The organism is Actibacterium sp. D185-2 (assembly GCF_054954595.1).
The window spans coordinates 291913-313501 of sequence record NZ_JBPWNX010000004.1; the positions used below are offsets into that span (position 1 = coordinate 291913).

17 protein-coding genes are annotated in these 21589 nt (G+C 63.7%); 2 read left to right on the forward strand and 15 right to left on the reverse strand.

Translation table 11 applies throughout. The features are described 5' to 3' along the window. Positions 1-483 precede the first annotated feature (483 nt). Complete coding sequence (locus tag ACSR1C_RS10060) at positions 484-2340, forward strand: ABC transporter ATP-binding protein (protein ID WP_460259011.1); 1857 nt, start codon at positions 484-486, stop codon at positions 2338-2340. Between the two features lie 63 nt (positions 2341-2403). Here the strand turns inward: ACSR1C_RS10060 and folE2 are convergent, their stop codons facing one another. Together folE2 and ACSR1C_RS10070 are read right to left on the reverse strand one after the other, a co-directional pair. Further along, entirely contained in the window at positions 2404-3507 is a 1104-nt protein-coding gene (gene folE2, locus ACSR1C_RS10065) for a GTP cyclohydrolase FolE2 (protein WP_460259010.1), read from the reverse strand. Between the two features lie 274 nt (positions 3508-3781). Then, positions 3782-4630, reverse strand: coding sequence for a hypothetical protein (locus ACSR1C_RS10070; protein WP_460259009.1), 849 nt, complete (start codon positions 4628-4630; stop codon positions 3782-3784). A 560-nt stretch (positions 4631-5190) separates the two neighbouring features. On the opposite strand from ACSR1C_RS10070, the gene ACSR1C_RS10075 reads away from it, so the two are divergent. Further along, a complete protein-coding gene (locus ACSR1C_RS10075) occupies positions 5191-6945 on the forward strand; it encodes a histidine kinase N-terminal 7TM domain-containing protein (RefSeq protein WP_460259008.1) in 1755 nt (584 codons plus the stop codon). A 22-nt stretch (positions 6946-6967) separates the two neighbouring features. Here ACSR1C_RS10075 and ACSR1C_RS10080 read toward each other — a convergent pair whose 3' ends face one another. From ACSR1C_RS10080 to ACSR1C_RS10140, 13 genes are all read right to left on the reverse strand, one after another. After that, positions 6968-9457, reverse strand: a complete 2490-nt coding sequence (locus tag ACSR1C_RS10080; protein WP_460259007.1) for a heavy metal translocating P-type ATPase — start codon at positions 9455-9457, stop codon at positions 6968-6970. 124 nt (positions 9458-9581) lie between these two features. After that, positions 9582-10076: a copper chaperone PCu(A)C gene (locus ACSR1C_RS10085; protein WP_460259006.1), complete on the reverse strand. Its 495-nt coding sequence runs from the start codon at positions 10074-10076 to the stop codon at positions 9582-9584. A 17-nt stretch (positions 10077-10093) separates the two neighbouring features. Further along, positions 10094-11407 carry an FtsX-like permease family protein gene (locus ACSR1C_RS10090; protein WP_460259005.1) on the reverse strand — a complete coding sequence of 438 codons (1314 nt, stop codon included), beginning with the start codon at positions 11405-11407 and terminating at the stop codon, positions 10094-10096. Continuing rightward, positions 11408-12088, reverse strand: a complete 681-nt coding sequence (locus ACSR1C_RS10095; protein WP_460259004.1) for an ABC transporter ATP-binding protein — start codon at positions 12086-12088, stop codon at positions 11408-11410. It abuts the gene before it with no gap. Positions 12089-12098: 10 nt separating this feature from the next. Then, complete coding sequence (locus ACSR1C_RS10100; RefSeq protein ID WP_460259003.1) at positions 12099-12518, reverse strand: hypothetical protein; 420 nt, start codon at positions 12516-12518, stop codon at positions 12099-12101. Between the two features lie 88 nt (positions 12519-12606). After that, on the reverse strand, positions 12607-14094 hold the full coding sequence (locus tag ACSR1C_RS10105; RefSeq protein ID WP_460259002.1) for an alkaline phosphatase: 1488 nt from the start codon (positions 14092-14094) through the stop codon (positions 12607-12609). 143 nt (positions 14095-14237) lie between these two features. Next, positions 14238-15119, reverse strand: a complete 882-nt coding sequence (locus tag ACSR1C_RS10110; RefSeq protein WP_460259001.1) for an endonuclease/exonuclease/phosphatase family protein — start codon at positions 15117-15119, stop codon at positions 14238-14240. 26 nt (positions 15120-15145) lie between these two features. After that, positions 15146-16177, reverse strand: a complete 1032-nt coding sequence (locus ACSR1C_RS10115) for an endonuclease/exonuclease/phosphatase family protein (protein ID WP_460259000.1) — start codon at positions 16175-16177, stop codon at positions 15146-15148. After that, complete coding sequence (locus tag ACSR1C_RS10120; RefSeq protein ID WP_460258999.1) at positions 16170-17216, reverse strand: ABC transporter ATP-binding protein; 1047 nt, start codon at positions 17214-17216, stop codon at positions 16170-16172. The genes ACSR1C_RS10115 and ACSR1C_RS10120 overlap by 8 nt, the downstream gene beginning before the upstream one ends. Further along, complete coding sequence (locus ACSR1C_RS10125) at positions 17216-18283, reverse strand: carbohydrate ABC transporter permease (protein ID WP_460258998.1); 1068 nt, start codon at positions 18281-18283, stop codon at positions 17216-17218. Before ACSR1C_RS10125 ends, ACSR1C_RS10120 begins: the two co-directional genes overlap by 1 nt. After that, the gene (locus ACSR1C_RS10130) at positions 18283-19224 is read right to left on the reverse strand and encodes a carbohydrate ABC transporter permease (protein WP_460258997.1); all 942 of its coding nucleotides are present in this window, start codon (positions 19222-19224) and stop codon (positions 18283-18285) included. The genes ACSR1C_RS10125 and ACSR1C_RS10130 overlap by 1 nt, the downstream gene beginning before the upstream one ends. Before the next feature lie 45 nt (positions 19225-19269). Continuing rightward, entirely contained in the window at positions 19270-20619 is a 1350-nt protein-coding gene (locus tag ACSR1C_RS10135) for an ABC transporter substrate-binding protein (protein ID WP_460258996.1), read from the reverse strand. Between the two features lie 109 nt (positions 20620-20728). After that, positions 20729-21589 carry a MurR/RpiR family transcriptional regulator gene (locus ACSR1C_RS10140; RefSeq protein ID WP_460258995.1) on the reverse strand — a complete coding sequence of 287 codons (861 nt, stop codon included), beginning with the start codon at positions 21587-21589 and terminating at the stop codon, positions 20729-20731.

The window sequence follows — 21589 nt, forward strand, 5'->3', positions numbered from 1 at the left end:
CAATTGCTCAGGCTGGCGACGGTCAGTTGGCTTGCCTGTGTTTTCAGATCGGAACGAGGAGGAACTGATACAAATCACCAATGACCTTGTCCGGAGAACAAAGCCTGTACTTTATCGCAGAGCGCAGCCTTGCCAAACGTCGATGAAAAAAATGCGACAAATAGAAGGCAATTTCACGAATGCATTTCATAATTCACGCCAGAATAGATCGTTCGAAAGCAAGATGGAATGCCGTTTCGCCACAATATGTGACATTCTTGTTGCAAGAATAATTACTTTTATCAATATATTATAGCAAACTCCGTGACAGGGCGCAGATCTTTTGACCTTGGGGTCAAAAAGTCAAACCGCGATGTTGACACAAGGCGCGACTTTCTCATTGGGTGTGCTGGTAACCAGTTCGGCCTGCCAGACGCCCAACCTGACGAAGCGGCCTTGTACCATCATCCCCCGGAATTCCTGTGTCGCGCTGCGGAGGCCATCTTGTTTCGCGTTTTTGAAAATTTGCTCGACCCTTTCAAAAACGTGTCGAAGGCCACACCACCCCCCGGGCTCTGGGACTATCTGAAAGTTCAGCTTGCACCCTACCGCCGCTGGCTGCCCTGGATGGCCGTGATCGGCTTTGTGGTTGCTGCGGTCGAAACCGGGTTGATCTTCTATGCCGGGCGTCTGGTGGATCTGATGTCCGCCGCCGGGCCACAGGCATTTTGGCCGGAACATAAGGTCGAAATGGCCACGGTGATCCTGTTGCTGCTGTTCGCGCGGCCCGCATTGATCGCCCTGAACCATTTTTTTCTGGATCAGACGCTGGCCTCGAATATGCAAGAGCAGGCGCGCTGGCAGGCCCATCGGCACCTGCTGGGACATTCGCTGACCTATTTTCAGAACGATTACGCCGGTCGCCTGACCAATCGCGTGATGCAGCTTGGGCCGGCGGTCGAAGCCAGCATTTACCTGACATTCGAGGGCATTTGGTTCGCACTGACCTATGTTGCCGGCGCGATCTTTCTGCTCGGAGAGATCGATTATCGTCTGGCGTTGCCTTTGGCGCTCTGGCTTGTGCTGTATGTCGTCTATGTCTGGCGCATGGCCCTTCGCGTGGCGGCGGCCTCTGAAAAATGGTCCGACGCCCGGTCGCGCGTCACGGCGCGCATCGTCGATGCCTATGCCAATATCGAAACGGTGAAGCTGTTCGCCCATGGCGCGCGGGAAGAAACCTATGCCCTGTCGTCGATGCGCCGCCTGAGGTTGCGCTTTCAGCGCTTTCGCCGGCTGATGACGGAACTCTCTTTCGGGATGAATACCCTGAACGGTGCCCTGATCGTCTGTCTGGTGGGCCCGGCTGTCTGGCTCTGGACCGATGGCGGCGCCACCCTTGGGCAGGTGTCGGCGACGATCGCGCTGACAATCCGCCTGAACGGGATGAGCGGCTGGATCATGGGGCTGACGGCCCAGCTTTTCGAACATGCGGGCGTCATCCGCGAGGCCCTGCGCTCGGTCGCGGTGCCCCATTCCGTGACCGACGCACCCGACGCGCAACCGCTTGTTGTCCGCAAGGGCGAAATCCGGTTCGAGGGGCTTTCGCACCATTACGGCAAGGGGCGCGGCGGCTTGAATCACATCGACCTGACCATCCCCAGCGGTCAGCGGGTCGGGCTGATCGGACGCTCGGGCGCGGGCAAGTCGAGCCTGGTCAACCTGTTGCTGCGCTTTCGCGACGCCGAACACGGGCGGGTCCTGATCGACGGTCAGCCCGTGTCCGAGGTGACACAGGAAAGCCTGCGCCGGCAGATCGGTGTGGTGACGCAGGATTCGTCGCTGCTGCATCGCTCGGTCCGGGCCAATCTGATGTATGGCAACCCCACCGCCACCGAAGAGCAGATGATCGCCGCGGCCAAACGGGCAGAGGCGCACGACTTCATCCAGACGCTGGTCGATGCCCATGGGCGGCGCGGCTATGATGCGCAGGTCGGCGAGCGTGGCGTGAAACTGTCGGGCGGTCAGCGCCAGCGCATCGCCATTGCCCGCGTCATCCTCAAGGATGCACCGATCCTGATCCTGGACGAGGCGACATCAGCCCTGGACAGCGCGGTCGAGGCCGCGATCCTGGATACGCTTTACGAGGTTATCGAAGGCAAAACCGTCATTGCCATCGCGCATCGTCTGTCCACCATCGCCCGCATGGACAGGATCATCGTTCTGGATGACGGTTCCATCATCGAGGATGGCACACATGAGGCCCTGCTGGCGCGCAAGGGGCTTTATGCCAGCCTGTGGGCGCAGCAGTCGGGGGGATTTCTGCAACCCGACCTGACGCCGCAACCCATGGCCAGCGTATAGTCGCAGGACCGCCCGGAGACCGTGACCGGCGAACCGGACGGCACCCGGGCGACTGCCCCAAGGTCAGCCCCGGTGGATCAGCGTGGCGAACAACTGCGGATCAAGGCTTTCGGCTGCAAAGGTCGGACCTTCGGTCAGGACGCTGACCGCGTCATGACTGTGCAGGCTTTCCTGATGGCTGGCCGCGACCCGGAAATCACCGATACGGGGATCGGCCAGCAACTGGGCGCAGAACGACCGCGCCGCGTCCTCGACGAAGATCGGGTTGGCCGCGTTCAGTTCGGCAAAGGCCTGCTCGTCCTCGCGCTTGACCATCACCTGGGTCTCGGTCGGCACCGCCGCACGGCAGATTTCGATCAGATCCTCGAACCACAAGCATTCCCGATGCTTCTGCAACACGACTGAAATGCGCGCCACCGACCGCTGCGAATGCGGGGTTGCCAGCTGGCCACGCATCTGCCGCGCATGTTCCGACAGTTCCAGCGAACAGGGGCAGGTCGACGAATAGACATAGTCCAGATGCATGATCTTCTTGGCGACACCCGCGCTTTCGACCAGTTCCAGGGCCATGCTGTAATACTGATACCCCTCAAGACCCGAGCGCAGCGACCGCACCTTCGATGGAAACGACAGGCGCATCAGGATGCGGGCATCGAAGCTTTCCAGATCGGATTTGTAATCGTCCAGCGCGGCCTCGATCACCTCGAAGCTGAACGTGCGTTCCGCGTGACGATAGAAGCTGCGCATGATGCGCGACATGTTGATGCCCTTCTTCTCGGCCTCCAGGCTGACGGTGCCGGTGACCGAGGTTTCCAGCATCAGATCGCCATTGTCCCGGGTATGGAACCGCACCGGCAAGCGAAAATTCGAAATGCCGACATGCTGGATTTGCTGGCGCGCGCCCACGATCAGGCTGGCGGGGCCATTCTGCAGATCGGGAAGCGAGCGTTTGTAACCGTCATCGACCCGGAACGCCTGCGGATAGTCGCGGCTGAACGCGGGATAGTTCGGCCGCCCATCAACCCCCAGCAGCCGCGCGACGGCCGGGTCCAGTTGCGCGATCTCGTCGCCAGAAGATTTCGCCGCCCACAGCCGCAAAAGTGCCAGTGCCTGTTCGGCTTCCCCATCGCTCGGCTTGCGATCAACGTCGGGGGTATGTGTGTTCATGGATCTGCCCTTACTGCGAAAGTCCGGTACGATACTCAATCACTGTTTCCCAATTCGACCAAATTGATCGATTTTACGTCTCGTCCCTATCATATAGCATAGCGATTGTTGACGATATCAGTTTGTTATTGTCAGACGCTCTGCATTTTTCTGTGAAACATAACTTCAAAATATAACAATAACGCGATGTGCGCGGAGAATCCACAACTTCAGGCGGTGTCCGCCTGATCCGTCACCGCGCACAGACACGGCACCCCATCCTCCGGGCTGCGGGTCATGCCGCGGACGCGGCCCTGGCGAGGGCCTCCTGCTCGGCAAGGTCTTTCGCATGGTTTTGCGCTATATGCGCCGCCTCGGCCAGGTGAAAACGCCGCGCAGGATCATCCGCCGGCGCCCCGCCTTGAACATCCGGAAACGCCGCCCATTCATCGGTCAGCGCCTCGCGTTCGGCGGGAAGGATCGCCGCGAGGTCGTCCAGGCGCTCTTCCTCCCCGCGCAGATGTTGCAACAGGCGGTGCGAATGCATGATCGTCGGGCGCGCATCCAGCGGTTCCCAGGCGTCCAGCATCGTAACCCGGCGCAGGTTGAACTCGGGCGGCAACACATAGAAACGCAAATCCGAGGCCCACAACAGATCGCGGAACGTGATCTGGTCGCGTTTGCGCCCGGCCTCGGCATAGCGCCTTTGCCAGTCGGCCCAGAACCGGGCCATCGCCGGGGACTTGCGATACAGCATCACGCCGGCATTCATCTGCGGGAACGCATAGGGCGTGTCATGCGCGTGGCCCTCGCGGATCAAAGCCGAGGTGCGCCGCACATCATGCGCAACGGCCAGTTCGAACCGTTCCAACACATCGAACAGATCCCCGAAAGGGGCCAGCACCAAGGTGTCGCAATCAAGATAGAGGGTGCGGTCGAAACGGCTGAAAGGCAGGCTGGCCAGTTTTGGCGTAACCCCCCGCGGAATCGGGTGCACAGCGTCGAACAGACCCTCTGCAACCGGCTGATCGGTGAAAAGATCGACTTCCAGCCCTGGGTTCCTGGCCTTCAATGACCGGGCGGAACGTTCTGCCAAGTCAAGATAGTCCGCCCCCGCCGCCACGTAGATAACGCCGTCCCGCATGTTCCGCTGCCCCAAAATTGCCACATTTAGTTGCGCATAAGCGTTGCACACCTATTTTTACGTTACATATACACTGCAAGCCCTTGTTCGCGCAACGGTTTCATTCTTTTCGGCAGATGATTCTGCGCTTTCGCGGGATGGCCGCGACCCGCCCCCACCGCAAAGAACCACGCGGATTTCATCTGAAAACGCAACGCAACGGCCCGGCGCCCGGCGCACATGCCCGTGGCGCTTGCGGGCGATATGTCGCACGCTTTAGCGGTTCACCCTGCCTTGCACACCACCTTTAACGTGCACTCTGTGGTTGCGGCCACGCGCGGGGTGCGTAAATTCAAAATTCGCCGCAATGTGGCCAATCTTGGTTGGTAGTTTCTGGTTTTGCATGCACAGCGGCCCTGTATGTGACTGTCTTCCCGTGCCGCTTTGCGTACCAGTGTTCGAGACATTTACGTTCTGCAGATACCGCTTTTCCGATCTCACTCGAAGGAATTAACCTGATCCTTCGTCCGCTAGGATCAACTATGCTGCCTTGCCTGACTTCTTTGACGTTTGATTTTCCGGTGGCCGTCGTAGCCATGGTGTTTGCGGGTCTGGCCGCACTGACGCGCTGGGTCTGGCGACAGCGCCGTTTTCCGGGAAAGCGGGCCTTTCTGATCACGCATTGGGCGATGCTGTGGTGGCTTCTTGCCGCCGGAATGGAACTGGCCTCGGACGGGCTGGGCTGCAAGGTGTTCTGGGCCCAGTTCGCCTGGCCGGGCATTGTCCTGCTGCCCACGGCCTGGGCGATGTTTCTGTATGACTACGCGGCGGGGGGCACGGAGAAATACACCCGCTGGCGGCTGCTGCTGCTGATCGGGGGACCGGGCACCATTGCCCTTTTGGCACTGAGCAACGATTGGCACCACCTGTTCTATGGCCCCGGCACGCGGATGGTCGAGGTGTCGGGGCGCCTGTCGGTGAGCTATGACCACGGGCCGCTGTTCTATGTCGCCGCGGCCTACGATTACGCGTTCATGGTCTTGTCCATGGCGATCGCGGTGCGGGCGCTGCGGGGGGCTTCGCCTGCCTTTCGGGGTTTCTTCGTGGCACTGCTGGTGGCGACGCTCGGGCCGATCATGGGAAATCTGGCCTATGTCGTCGGAGGCGTTACGTTCTTCGGCTTTGATCCGACGCCGTTCATGTTCGCCCTGGTGCTCAGCGCATTCGGCTGGCTGGTCATGAACAACAGTATGATGGATATCAACGGCATCGCACGCGATATCCTGTTCTACAATTCGGACAACCCGATCCTGATCGCCGACCCCGACGGTCGCCTTGTGGGCTGCAACCCCGAGGCGCATCGCGTGTTCGGCAAAGAGCTTCCGCAAATCGGCGACACGCTGGAAGGCATGGCCGCGCTGGGTCCGATCGTGCCGCAGATGCGGAGCGGCGGCGCGCTGCATAAAGAGGCGCCGCTGATACGGGACGGGCGCGCATTCGATCCGCGCCTGCGGCCGATCATCAATCCCCTGACCCCCACGCATCCCGCGTTGGGCTGGCTGCTGATGCTGGTGGACATCACCGCGCAACAGCGGGCGGCGGTCTCGTTGCGGCTGGCGGCGGATCAGGCGCAGGCGGCCAGCGATGCCAAGACGCAGTTCCTGTCCACCGTCAGCCACGAGCTGCGCACGCCGCTGACCTCGATCAAGGGCACCCTGGACCTTTTGAATGCCGGGGTGCTGGGCGAAATGCCCCCCGAAATGAAACGCGTCGTGCAGATCGCGAGCAACAACAGCAACAGATTGCGCGCGCTGATCGACGATCTGCTGGATCTGAGCAAGATCGAGTCCGGCGCGATGGCGGTTCAGCTTATCCCGATCGATCTGGCGCAGTTGCTCCGCGACGCCGCCGAGGCGAACGAGGGCTATGGCAAGTCGCTGTCGGTGTCGCTGCGCCTGACCGGGGTCACGGCGCCGGTCTATGTGAAGGGCGATCACGCGCGGCTGATGCAGGTGATGGCCAATGTCCTGTCAAACGCGCTCAAGTTTTCCGAGCCGGGCGACGTGGTCGAAATCACGCTGGAGCAGCACGGCCCGATCACGCGGATTTCCGTCCGGGACGAAGGGATCGGTATCCCCGAGGGCGCGGAGGACAAGGTCTTCGGCCATTTCACGCAGGTCGACGCGTCCGATACGCGCAAAAAAGGCGGCTCGGGTCTGGGCATGAATATCGCCCAGCGTATCCTGGAACTGCATGGGGGCAGCATCCACTACACCAGCAAGATGGGCGTCGGCACGACGTTCTTCATTGATCTTCCGGTCATCACCCCGGACTGAAACGCCGCCCGTTCAGGAACCGTCAGCGTGGCAAAGGGCCCTGCGCCGCAGGATCGGACAGCACCGGACGGATCAGCCGAAGGCGCAGCGCATTGCTCAGGACAAAGACGCTGGACAGCGCCATGGCCCCCGCCGCCAGAACCGGCGACAGCATCACCCCGAACGCGGGGTACAGGATACCGGCGGCCACCGGGATCAGCGCCGCATTATAGGCGAAGGCCCAAAACAGGTTCTGACGGATGTTACGCATCGTGCGGGCCGAGATGTCGAAGGCATTCACAACACCGCGCAGATCGCCCGACATCAGCACGACATCGGCCGCCTCGATCGCCACATCGGTCCCCGTCCCGATGGCCACCCCCACATCGGCATGGGCCAGGGCCGGGGCATCGTTGATCCCGTCGCCGACAAAGGCCACCCTCTTGCCGCCCTGTGTCAGCTCTTTCAGCGCGGCAACCTTGCCGTCGGGCAACACTTCGGCCACCACATGGGCAATGCCGATCTGCCGGGCGATCGCCTGTGCGGTGTCCCGGTTGTCGCCGGTGATCATGGCGACCTCGAGCCCAAGATCATGCAACGCTTTTACAGCCGCCGCCGTAGCGGGTTTGATCGGGTCCGAGACCGCGATCACCGCAGCGATCCGGCCATCCACAGCCGCATAAAGCGGGGTCTTTCCGGCCGCCCCCAGGGCATGGCCCGCCTCCGCGAGATCACCAAGCCCGATCCCTTCGCGCACCATCAGACGGTCGGCGCCGACCAGCACGGCCCGGCCGCCAACCGTCGCGCGGACGCCGTAGCCGGTGACCGAGGTGAAATCGCGCGCCGCGGGCAGCTCGATCCCCTCAGCCTGTGCCGCGCGGAGGATAGCACGCGCGACGGGATGCTCCGAGGACTGCTCGACCGATGCCACCAACCCTAGCACCTCCGCGCGGTCAAACCCTTGTGCCAGCGACATGTCCGTCAGTTCGGGGTGTCCTTCGGTCAGCGTGCCGGTCTTGTCCAGGGCGACCACATCGACGCTGTGCAGGCTTTGCAGTGCCGCGCCTTTGTGAAACAGCACCCCCATCTCGGCCGCGCGTCCGGTCCCGACCATGATAGAGGTCGGCGTGGCCAGCCCCATGGCGCAGGGGCAGGCAATGATCAGCACCGACACCCCCGCGACCAGCGCATGGGTCAGCACGGGATCGGGGCCGAAGACCAGCCAGATCAGCACCGTTGCCGCGGCCGCCGCCATCACGGCGGGAACGAACCACAGGGTGATCCTGTCGACCAGACCCTGCACCGGAAGTTTGGCGCCCTGCGCCTCTTCGACCATGCGGATGATCTGGGCCAGCACCGTATCCGCGCCGACCCTTGTGGCGCGGAACCGGAAACTGCCGGTGCCGTTGACCGTGCCGCCGGTCACCGGGGCACCTGCGGTTTTGGCGACCGGGACCGGCTCGCCCGTGACCATGCTTTCATCGACATAGCTGTACCCTTCGGTCACTTCGCCATCCACCGCGATACGTTCGCCGGGGCGTACCAGCAGCAGGTCGCCGACCCCGATCTGATCGACGTCGGTCTCCACGATCTCGCCCCCGCGCACCACGCGCGCGGTTTTCGGCCGCAGCCCCACAAGTTTGCGGATCGCCGCACCCGTGCGCCCCTTGGCGCGTGCCTCCAGAAACCGGCCCAGCAGGATCAGCACAACGATCACCGCCGCCGCCTCGAAATACACCGCCCGGGTGCCCTGTGGCAGCAGCGACGGCGCGAACGTCGCCACGACGGAAAACAGATAAGCCGCCGAGGTACCCAGCGCCACAAGGCTGTTCATGTCCGGCGCGCCGCGCAGCAGCGCCGGAACGCCCTTGATGAAAAAGCGCCGCCCCGGCCCGGCCAGAATGATCGTGGTCAGCACGCACTGAAGGATCCAGCTTGTCTGATGCCCGATCGCGCGCCCGATCCAGTCGTGAAATCCGGGGATCGCATGGCCCCCCATCGCCAGCACGAAAACCGGCAGCGCCAATGCCGCCGCCCCCAGGGTCTGGCGCCAAAGATCGCGCGCTTCGGCCTCTTTGCGTGCGCCCATATCCTCGGACGCCGTCGCCGTGTCCTGCAGGCGGGCGGGATAGCCGGCGCCGGACGCCGCCGCCAACAGATCCGCATGGCTGACCTGCCCGTCCAGACAGGTGACGGTGGCGGTTTCGGCGGCAAGGTTCACATTGACCGCAAGCACGCCCGGCACCGCCGCCAGCGCCTTGTCCACCCGCCCGACGCAAGACGCGCAGGACATCCCCTCGATCAGCAGAACAATGGTGCGCGTGCGGGCCGGATAGCCCGCCTGTTTCAGCGTCGCGGCCATGGCCTTGGCATCCGCAGGGCCGGAAAACGCCACCTGCGCCGTTTCAGACGCCAGATTGACAGCGGCCCGTTCCACACCCGGCACCCCAAGCAGCGCCTTTTCGACACGCCCGACACAGGACGCACAGGACATCCCCTCGATCGAAAGCTTCAGTTCTGTTGCTGCGGTCATGATCGTCATCCCTGGCAGGTTCGTCCCACAGATAGGGGTTCCCCTTACGGGAGGGTCAAGTCCCGCACCGCACCATTTCGTGAAACAAGCGCCACCCGGCACCGCCGCCATGCGCTACGGGACGTCAGTGGCTATGACCCGCGTGACTGTGCGCGGTGGCGCCTTTGGGTTCGACCTGCACGTCCACATCCAGATGGCCCAGGCTGGTCTGCAGTTCCAGTTCGAAACCTTCGCCTTCCTCCAGCGGCGCCGACAGGCCGGTCAGGCGCAGCGCAAGGCCGTTCGGGGCCAGCACGACTTCGCCGCCCGCCTTGATTGGAAACGGTGGCAAATCCTGATACTGCGCCGCGCCGTCCTTCAGGGTGAAGCCGACCAGCGCCACGGTTTCGGCCAGCGCGCATTCGGCGCCCTCCAGCACAACGTCCTGCGCGCCGGTGTTTTCGATATCCATATAGACCAGCGTGGTGTCCGCCCCGGTGGCTGCGGTCCAGGCATGCAGCACATGCAGGCCGTGCAGCTCCGCCAGATGGCTGTCATGGCCGGTCTCGTGGGTATGGGTTTCCTGGGCGACCGCCGGAAGGGCGGCAAGGGCGGCGGCAGCAAGGATGGCAAAGCGCATGATATGACCTCGGATATTCAGGAACGCAGGGATTTGACGACCGGCTGGCGCAGCACCGCCACGGCGGGCAGCAGCGCCAGCACGGTGGCCACGCTGACGAAGGCGGCGGTGAAGTGCAGCTCGGGCCAGCCCAGCGGCGCGCTGATCGTGATATCGGTGCGCGCGCTCAGGATGCGCGACAGCACCGCCGTGGCCCCCTGCCCCACCATCAGCCCCAGCGCCGCACCGATCAGCAGCAGCGCCGCGGCATAGGACCAGACCACCGCAAAGACGAAGCGCACCGGCGCGCCCAGCGCCCGCAGCAGCGCAAGCTGACGCTGGAACAGCCGGGTCAGGATCAGAAGCCCGACCAGCACACTGGCCGCCACCAGAATCTGCGTGACCAGCGACATCACCGACATCGCCTGCCGCACATCCCCCATCACCGTATAAAGCTGGGCCAGCACCGCACCGGGAAAGAACGCCATGGTTTCGGCGTCGCGGGTGAATTCCGAACGCAGCGCGTAATTGGCCCAAAGCGCCTCGGCATGGACGATGATCGCCGGGGTGCCGGGAAAGTATTTCGCATCGAACGGCGGGCCGATCTGCCCGCCGCGCTCGGGGGCGTGGCCGTTGGCCAGACCGTGCACTTCCCACACTGCCTCGACCGGGACCAGGATCGAGCGATCCCAGGGCGTGCCGGTGCGCGCCATGCGGCCGACCACCGTCATCGCGCCGCCCTCATGCGCCTCGGTATCGGCGGCGTCGCCCACGCCGTGGGCGGGGGTGAAGCTGGCGCCGATCTGCAACGCGACGGTGGCCCCGACAAGCGCCTCGGAACTGGTGGCGAACATCCGCCCCTCGATCCGGTCTCCGGTCAGATAGCGGGCAAACTCCGGCGTGGTGCCGATCACCGGCGCATCCGCGAAACTGTCGCCAAAGGCCAAAGGTGCAGCGACCGAGACGTTTTCGTGGGTCGCGACCTCGTTATAGATCGCACCCGACAGCAGCGGCACATCGCTGGGCTGCAGATAGACCGCAGCCAGCATCATCGTGATCTCGCTGCCCGGTGCGGCGATCACCAGATCGAACTTGTCCGCCGCCGCCGCCGTGCCCCGCCGCAGGCCCCGTTCCTGTGCCAGCAATCCGATGCCGATGCCGACCGAAACCGCGATCAGCAGCACGAACAGCGCATTGGCCCAGCGAAACCGCCACAACATCGCGCGCACCAGTGGCAGCGGGTGAAAACCACGCAGCACCGCAACGCCGACCAGCGCCGCCGGCACAAGCAGGCCGATCAGCAGCGCCACATCCTGTTGCGTAGCAGTCAGGCTGTCCCAAAGCGTGCCCATTTACCCGGCCCCGCTGTCGTCGGAAATGCGCCCGTCGGTGATCGTCAGAACCCGGTCCATCCGGTTCAGAAGGCCCATGTCGTGACTGACGGCGATCAGTGTCTTGCCCTCGGCGCGCGTGGTGGCGGTCATATCCTCGATCAGCCGGTCGGCAGCTTCGCGGTGCAGGCTGGCGGTGGGCTCGTCGGCCAGCAGGATATCGGCGTCATTGGCCAGGGCGCGGGCGATGGCCACGCGCTGACGTTCGCCGCCCGAAAAGCTGGCGACGCCCCGGTCGGGTTCCGTCAGGCCCAGATGCGCCAGATGGGCGGCGGCGCGGGCGCGCAGGGCGGCGCGCCGGCGGCGCGGCTGAAACAGCGCGGGCAAGGCCGCGTTGCCGATGGCGCTGAGCTCCTCGAACAGCAGGAAATCCTGAAAGATCAGCCCCATGTGCCGGGCGCGAAAGGCCCCGCGCCGATCGGCGGGCAGCGCGATCAGATCGGTTTCGCCCCAATGGGTGCGGCCGGTCACCCGGTCCAGCAACCCGGCCAGTGCGAACAGCAGCGTGGATTTGCCCGCCCCCGACGGGCCGCGGATGCCCAGACTCTGACCCGGCGGCAGCGCCAGCGCGGGCACCTCCAGCAACCGGCGTCCGTTGTCGCCGGTCACGGTCAGATCGGTTACAGACAGTGCAAGCCCCATCGCGCGCGCCTTACGAATAAATCGCGTCGCTCAGACGCACGCGGCTGACAAATCCGGTCTCTTCATCCTTGAACGTGCCCAGCTCCAGCACGCCGGTGGTTTCGATCCGAATGTTGAAGGGCACCACCCTGACCGTGCGCTTGGTATAGATCGCCAGAATGTCGTCGGGCCATTCGGCATCGGTTTCGCAAAACGGGCAGACCGCCATCGGCGTTTTGGTCAGCACGAAAAAGGCGGACTCGGCTTTCAGCGGCGGGGCCATGAAGCCGGAAACGGTGATCCGCTTGCCTTCGTGCGACTGCGCCAGATCGGAAAAGCTGAGATCCTTGTTGTAAAGATCGCGCAGCTTGATGGTATCGCCCGCGGCACACACCAGGCCGGGGGCGGCGACCAGCCCGGTGGCCAGGGCTATGAATTCTCGGCGCTTCATCTGATCACTCCGTTGTGGGGTCGTTGACGGGCCGTGTGGTGACGAAGGGCCGATTTCCCGGCCCTTCGCCCGCTCTGTCACACGCCGCTTATTCGGCGGTTGCGGCGTGATTCATCACATGGAAGATGAAGCTTTGCTCGACCGTGCCGGTGAACAGATGCGCCCACGGACCCTTGGCATAGATCGCCACGTCTTCGCCCGAATGGCTTTCCGAGGATTTCGGGATCAGCGCCTGCTGCACGTAATCGGGATCGGTCACATCCTCCTGCGCCAGATCGGCGCGGGCACCGACCCAGTTCATGTCTTCGCGCAGAACCGAGCCAACGCCGTTCAGATAGCCGATCACGGTATAGGGCTTGCCGTCATCGCCGGTCAGGACCTTGTCGCTGTGCTTTACCCCGGCCGGGTCGATGTCATAGCACAGACCGTTGATCGGCGTGCCGCGACCGCAATAGCCGTTGAAGGCAATGGCGTGCTCGTGGTCGGCGGTGACGATGATCAGCGTATCGGCATCGTCGGTCAACTCGTCGGCCATGGCCACGGCCTCGGCGAAGGCGGCACCGTCGGTCAGCGTGCGATACGCGTTGCCGGCATGGTTGGCATGGTCGACACGGCCCGCTTCGATCGACAGGAAATAGCCGTTTTCGCTGCCTTCCAAGGATTTGATCGCGGCTTCGGTCATCTGCGCCAGCGAGGGTTCGCCGGTGCGGTCATGCTCGTATTTCATATGGCTGGATTCGAACAGACCCAGGATCGGGGCGTTGTTGCCGGTGGTCAGCGCGGCAAAGCTTTCGTCGTTCCAGGCGTACTGGAACCCAGCCTCTTTCGCTTCGTTGATCAGGTTGCGGCCATCGGTACGCTTGCCGCCTTTGCCTTCTTCGCCCTCGACATCCTTGGGCAGGAAGTGACGGCGGCCGCCACCCAGCGCCAGGTCGATGGTGCCGGCCTGCATGGCCTCGATCAGCTGCACGGCGATGTCTTTCTGGGTGCAGCCTTCGGGCAGGTTGTTGTTGCTTTCGAAATCGCGGTCTGCGGTATGGGCATAGACCGAGGCCGGGGTGGCGTGGGTGATGCGGGCGGTCGAAACCACACCCACAGCTTTGCCCTGATCGGCCAGAATTTCGGCGATCGTGGTCACCTTGGCGCCCTCGACGGCGGCACAATCGCCACGGACCAGGGTTTCGTCCACGCCGATCACACCGGCCTTGGTCTTGACGCCGGTATGCATCGCGGTGCCGGTGCCGGCGCTGTCGGGGGTCTGGGCGTTGACGTTATAGGTCTTGGACAGCGCCAGATAGGGGAAATCCTCCTGCGGCAGGACGTGCTCTTCGCCCAGCTTTCCGTCCTGCTGGCCAAGCCAGATACGGGTGGCGTAGTTGGTGCCGACGCCGTTACCGTCCGAGATCAGGATGATCACGTTCTTGGCGCGGCTGGTGTTGGGCTGAACAGCCATCTTCTGTTCGATCAGCGCCTGACCGGCGGTGAACCATTCATTGTCGGCCTGCGGCACGTCCTGGGCAAAGGCCGCGGTCCCGGCCAGCAGCGTCGTTGCGGAAAGAAGCGATGCAACTTTCATGTCGGAAATCTCCCATTATGAGTTTTGCGCGAACAGAAGGCATCAGAGCCGCCGATGCCCTTACGCATGGCTTGGCGTTAACGGCTGAATATGACGCGGGCTTAACGTCAGACAAAAAAACTCAACTAATTGGACTGCGCGAATTACCGCACCCCTGCGGGGGCTTTGTCGAACGTGACCCAGACCGGCCAGTGATCCGATCCCACGGCCGTGTCGTCGATCCACGCGCCCGTCACCTGACCCGCCAGATCGGCGGAGACGAAGCAATGATCGATCCGCGAACTGGCACCGGGATGGGTGGCGCCGCCCGCCTCGTCATGACCCGCGGCGACCCAGGCGTCGATCAGCCCGGCCCGGTTCGTCAGCCGGCCAAAACCGGGGGCGACCGCGCCGACAAGCGCCTCGTATTCCTTTGACGACGGGTCGAAATTCATGTCACCCATCAGGATGAAATCGCGCGGCATCGGCGGTTCGTCCTCTTCGGTCCAGCCCGCCGCCGGGGTCGGATGACCGCCGCACCAGGCGCCCCCCTCGGCTGGCGCGCGCGCCAGGATGTCGCGGATCGCGGCGACCTGCGGCAGCCGGGTGGCCGGGCAAAGGTGGCTCAGATGGACCGAATAGATCCGCAAGGCGCCCAGTGGCGTGTCGACGACCGCCTCCAGCAGGCCCTGCTGAATCGAATGATGCCTGCGGTCACCCCATTTCGGCAGCGGAAAATTGCGCGATGACAGAATTGGCCAACGGCTGAGGATCATGGTCCCGAACTGCTTGCGGCGCTGCACGATTCGCCCGTCCTGGGCAAAGCTGGCATCCATGTCCAGATTGGCCCCATAAACCCAGTGATGCTGCGGCAGGTGGCGCGCCAGTTCGGCCGGGCTGTCGACCATGCCGCTGCGCTGCCAGAAGCGGTCCACCTCCTGCAAGGCGATGATATCGGCCTGTGCGATTTCCCCGGCGATGCGCGCCAGATCATAGCGGCCATCCGCGCCCAGCCCGTACTGGATATTATAGCTTACGCATTTCATGGGTGTTTCTCCTGATGGCTGCACGGTCACGGATGGACCCGCAGGCCGATCATTTCGTGGTCTGAAAGATAGGCCCCGGCTTCGGACAGGGCCGGGCGCACGAACGGGGCCTCGGCCCGCACGCCGCGGGTCAGCAACCAGTCCAGGGTTTTCAGCGGCCGGTCGGGCGGCGCGTGCGGTTGCAGCCGGGTGGTGACCTGCCCGGTATTGCAGGCGCGCCAGTCGAACCCGAACCCGGCGAACTGCGCGAAGGCGGGCTCAATATCCGGGGCCCGCGCCAGCATGTCGGCGCCGCGAATTATGGTCTCCTGAAACCCATTGGTGTTGAAATCGCCGCCGATCACGCAGGGCCCACCGCCGTAAAGCTTTGCCACGCCGTCCAACATCCGCGCGGTTTGCGCGGCCCGCCCGGCGGCGTCGCTTTCGCTTTCGTAATGCGCGGCGATCAGGGTCAGCGGCCCGGCCCCCGTTGCGATCTGCGCCGCCATCGCCATCCGCCCGCCGACCCGGTACTGGCCGTCCGCCTTCGGCGCGCGCACGAACCATTCACCGCCATCGTCCAGCGGGATCAGCGCCAGATTTTCAAGCGGCCAGCGCGACAGGATCGCGTTGCCATGCAGCCCGTGCAGGTTGGGACAGTCCTTGAATTCAGCGGTCTCGAACGGATCGCCCGCGCCCAGTTCGACGAATTCGGTGCCGAAGGCATAGCCCATGCCCAGCGCGGCGGCCAGATCGCGGGTGGTGTGGCGCTGGCCCGAGCGGGCCATGCCAAGATCCATCTCGGTGGCCAGAACCACATCGGCCCCGGCGGCGCGCAAGACCGAGGCGGACTCCTCGACCCGTTTGCAGCGTTCGATATTCCAGGCGGCCACGGTCAGCGCGGCGGGCATCGCCAATGGCTGGGCCGGGGCCACGTATTCGATCGTGTTCAGGCAGGGCCAACCGCCCTGAAACCCGTCATGCGCGGCGCGGCTGCCCCAGGCGGCGGCAGCGGCCTGGCGATCCGCGGCCGAGGGGCATTCCATTTCGCCTGTGATGGTGCGGATGACATCACGCATCGATATGCTCCCTGAGCGTTGCATGGGCGCCTTTGATCCGGCGGCCGTGCTCGTCGAACAGAATGCTGTCGCCCGGCGCGAAGCGCAGCGCCAGCGTATCGCCCACCTTCCAGGTCGGGCGCGCCGTCGCCTCCAGAAACCGCAACATGCCGACGGCGCTGTCTACGGTTGTCAGCACCTCGCGCCCCATCGGTTCAACGGCAATGACACGTGCGCCCAGCCCGGTTTCCGCGACATGCAGCATTTCGGGGCGGATGCCGACCGTGCGCGCGCCATGACCGCCGGTCAGCGTCAGCGCCCCGCCCGGCGCCGGGCCGACAATCAGGTTGATCGGCGGCGAGCCGATGAAGCCTGCCACAAACAGCGTTTCGGGGCGCAGGTACAGGTCTTCGGCGGTGCCGGTCTGTTCCACCCGGCCCGCATGCATGCAGACCACGTGATCGGCCATCGTCGTCGCCTCGAGCTGATCATGGGTGACCAGGATCGTGGTCACCCCCAGTTCGCGCGTGATGCGCCGGATCTCGGCCCGCATGGTCAGGCGCAAGGTGGCGTCGAGGTTGGACAGCGGTTCGTCCAGCAACAGCAGGTTGGGGCGTTTCACCAGCGCGCGCGCCAATGCCACGCGCTGCTGCTGGCCACCCGACAACTGACTGGGACGGCGCGACAGAAGATCGCCGACCTGAACCAGATCGGCCATTTCCCGCGCCCGCGTCTCGGCGTCGGGGATGGTCTGAAACCGCAGCGGGAACATGATGTTCTGCAACACGCTCATGTTCGGATAAAGCGCGTAGGACTGAAACACGATGCCCACATTGCGGCTGCGCGCCTCGACCTCGTTCACGCGCGCGCCGTCGAACAGGATATCGCCGCCGGTGGGCAGATAGACCCCCGCCAGCATGAACAGCGTCGTGGATTTGCCACAGCCCGAAGGGCCCAGAATGGCGACGAAATCGCCATCCTCGATCGTCAGGTCGATCCCGTCCACCGCGACGGCGGTATCCCACGCCTTGCGCAGCCCTTTCATCTCGACCCGTGCCATCAGCCCTTCACGCCCCCTAGCGTCATTTGCGTCAGATATCTTTGACAGAAGAGATACAGAACCAGCGACGGCACGATGTAGAACACCGACACCGCCGCCACGAGGCCGTAATCCACGCCCATCACATCCTCGGCCACGTAATAGAGGTAGGTCGACATCACCCAATAGGAATTGCCGGTCCGCAGGGCGGTAACAAAGACGTATTCCTCCCACCCTTTGATGAAGCCCAGCACCGCGATGGCGATGATCCCGCTGCGCACCTGCGGCATGACCACCATCCGGAACGCCTGCCTGCGCGAAGCGCCGTCGGTCATCGCCGACATCTCGATGTCCCAGGGCACGGCGTCGAAGAACCCCTTCATGATAAAGATGAAGAATGGCAGGTCGATCGCCGTCAGCACCAGGATCGGGGCGGTCAGCGTGTTCAACAGCCCGACCCAGAAGATCACCAGAAAGATCGGGATCGTCAGCATCCAGGGGTGGAATACCTCCAGGATCAGCAGGCCCTGCAACAGGCCCGACCGCCCGCGAAACGAAAAGCGCGACAGGTAATAACCCGCCAGGGTCGCCACCGAGATCTTCATCGCGGTCGAGACCGAGGCGACAAGCAGCGAATTGCCGAAGGCGGTCCAGACCCAGGGGAACTGGCCGCCGGCGGTGGCCGCGCCGCGGATCTCCTCGATCAGGTTGGGGGTGATCAGGAAGCGATAGTTGTTCAGGTGCAGCTCCGTGCCCACGGTCAGGGTCAGCCCAAGCGCCGCCAGCACAAGGAGGGCACTCGCCGCGATCCAGCGCTGGCGGGGGCGTGGCAGGGCCGCATGGGCCACGCCCCAGGCAAAGACGGCCGGAACCAGCACGGCACAGGCCCGCCACAGCACGGCGGATTCGACGCCGCCGGTGCGGGCCGAGATCGAGATCACGAACATCCAGAAGAACGGCAGCACGATCGGAACCGACACCAGCGTCAGAAAGCCGATCAGCAGCCCGGATTTCCACAGCCGGGCGCGGCGGGACTGCCGGGCAAGTGCGGCCCAGTCGGTGCGCGGGGCGTCGGGAACGGCCACCATCACTGCACCTCGATCCGCGGGGTGGTCAGCAGCGCCTTCATGTTGGTCAGGCGCCACAGCACCAGCGCCACGAAGGTTCCGATCACGATCAGGATCAGGGTGATCGCGGCGCCATAGGCGTATTGGCCCGACCCGATCCCCGGCGCCAGCGTCTTGGTATAGGCCAGCATTGCCATGGTCATGGTCGACCGGGCCGGCCCCATGATCAGGAAGATGTATTCGAACGACACCAGCAGCGCGAGAAACTGAAAGACCATGATATAGCTGATCGGCCAGCGCAGGGCCGGCAGCACGATATGGCGGGTGATCGACCAGGACCCGGCGCCATCGGCGCGGGCCGCATGGAACAGATGCTCGGGGATCGAGCGGATCGCGCTGGTCAGGATCAGCATCCCGATCGAGGCGCCGATAAACCCGTTCGCCACCACGATCAGCGCCATCGGCGCGTCGAGTTTCATGTTGACCGGGCCCAGGCCCACCACGCCGATCATCTGATTGAGCAGTCCGCGTTCGGTAGGGTCGATCGTCCACAGCCACAGCAGCGCATAGACCACCGACGGCGACATGCGCGGCAACAGCCAGATCGCGCGATAAACCCCGCCAAGCCAGTCCGGCAGCGCGGTGGTGGTCAGCGCCAGCACCAGCGCGAAGCTGACATTGAAGATCCCGAGGGTGAAAAAGATGTAGATCGCCGACAGGCTGAGCGCGCGGTAGAACGACTTGCGCAGCTCGAACCCGAAAAGCGTATCATCCGAGGCCGTGACCAGCTTGCCGAACTGCTCGGTGGTGAATTCGCCGATGCGCACGGTCTGCGCCATGTCGGTGAAGGACACGACCAGATCGACAAAGATCGGCACCACCAGAAGGCAGACAAGAAACAGACAGGCCGGCCCCAGAAAGACCAGCATGTTCAGGTGTGTGCGTGCGGCGGAAGGTTTCATCCGGATAAAAGCGGGGCCGCCCGCAAAGGGACGGCCCCAACCTGATCAATCAAGGATGATCACGTCATCGCCGAGCTCGATCTCCAGCTCTTCGATCACCATCTCGGTCGCTTCCTGCGGGGTCATCTCGCCGGTTTCGACGGCCTGCACCCCGGTGAAGGTGATGGCGTTGTACTGGCCGATCTTGGCGTGGTTGGGCATGAATTCGGCGTATTTCAGCATCGGCGTCCCGGCGATCAGCGCCCAGCCCTTTTCCTGAAATTCAGGCATCGCGGTCTGGCCATAGTTGATCGGGGTGTGGTTGGTGCTGACCGCGTGGGCGGTGTTGGGCACGTGCTGCGATGCCATCGCGACCAACATGGCCGCCAGGTCCTTGTGCTCGGTGTTGCCCACGACATAGACGACCGGGTGGCTCAGATTCTTCGGCTGGCCGCCCTTTTTGCCGGCGGGGGCGTGCAGCCAGGTCAGCTTGTGGAAATAGGCGTCCTTGCCGTCCAGATCGAAGGCTTCCATCTGGGCGCCGACGTTCCAGATACCGTGGAACTTGCCCATTGCGTCGCCGCCACGGAAGGCCGCGTGCGTGCTGTCCCAGCTATAGGTAGTCATGTCGCCGGGCAGCGCGCCCTTGTCGACGCAGTATTTCAGCCAGCCATAGTAATCTTCCAGCCCGGATTTGGTGATCTGCAGCTTGGCTTCGTCGTCGTTGTAGATGTCGATCCCGAAAGAGGCCATGGCCATCTGGAAGTCGGGGCCGACATTGGGGCGGTGGACCCAGCCGATTTTCGCGGCCCCCGACTGTACCGTTTCGGCGGCCATGTCGCACCAGTCGAACATGGTGAATTCGCCCGCTTCGACCTTGCCGGGCAGTTCGGCGATGAACTCTTCCGACTTGCCCGCCGCGCGCAGGATGTCGTTGTTGACGAAGAACATGCGCACTTCGGAATCCTGCGGGATGCCGTACCGCTCGCCCTTGTACATCACCGCGTTCCACAGCTGCGGGATGATGTCGGCATACATCGACGGGTTCGCAGCGATGTGATCTTCGAGATTGGCGGCAAAGCCGGCCTCGACGAAAGAGCCGATCCATTCATGCGCGGCCACGGCGATATCGGGCGTATCGCCAACCGAATGCGCCTTGAGCAGGTCAAGCGCGTCAGCGTCGAAGCCTTTGGCGTTGGTCTCGATCAGGTCGATGACGATCCGCGTGTCGGAACCGGCTGCCTCGAACTCGCGGTTCATCTGCTCGGCGGCGGCAACGATGTTGCCGGCCCGCAGCGGCCCCGAACGGTCGGCGCGCGACCAAAGCGTGATGGAAACATCTTCCGCCGCGGCGATGTCCGCGCTCAGGCTTCCGATGGACAGAGCAGCCGCCGCAATCATCATCGAATATTTCATGGCATTCTCCAAGGTTGGTTTGCATCGTCCCTAGTCCCGGGACTGCGTAGCTGCTTGGAGATTTCGTGAATTTTTTGTGAAGAGCGGCGGCGGGCGGATCACCGGCAGATCAGATGAATTTGCGGAAAATCCGGGTCTGGTCGAAGATCTCTTCCAGCTCTTTCATCCGCCGCGCCGTATCGGACCAGGATATTTCCTGAACCGCCGCGATGATCGTTTCGGTCAGCAGCAAAACCGCCGTCAGCGAATCCCAGGCCGAGGGTGCCTCGATCCGGCAACTGAAGGTCAGGATGGCGTGCTTTTCGACGGGCGATTGCCACTGATCGGTAAACAGGATGATCTCGACCCCGCGCTCCTGCGCCATGCGCGCCAGCAGCAGCGACATGTTTTCATAGCGGCGCACGTCATAGATCACCAGAACGTCACCGTCCTGCATGTCCAGCAGCGCGTGCGAGGCGGCCGAGGATACCGGCGGCACCAGGATCACGCCGGGGCGGATGACCTGAAGATGAAGTTGCAGATAGTCGCAGACCGTATGCGTGATACGCCCGCCATGGACAAAGACGCGCCGGCCGGTATCGGCGATCAGGGCCGCGGCCCGGTCGAACTGCACCGGATCGACATTGGCAAGCGTCTGCCGGATATTGTGCAAAACCGCGTCGGCGAACCGGTTCAGGATATGCTCTTGCGGGGCGCTGTCGGACCAGTGATCGTGCTTTTCGATCGGGTTCGAGATGCGCGCCTCCAGCTCGGCCCGCAGGGCGGCCTGAAACGCCGGAAAGCCGGAAAACCCCAGTTTTTGCACCATCCGCGCCACGGTGGGCGTGGACACGCCCGAGGTTTCGGCCAGCCGCGTGATCGAGCCCATGCCCGACATCGGATAGTTTTCCAGGATCGTGTTCGCCAGCTGCCGCTCGGCGCGGGTCAAGGTGTCGAACAGGTCTTTGATCTGTTCCTGAACGGTCTCCAT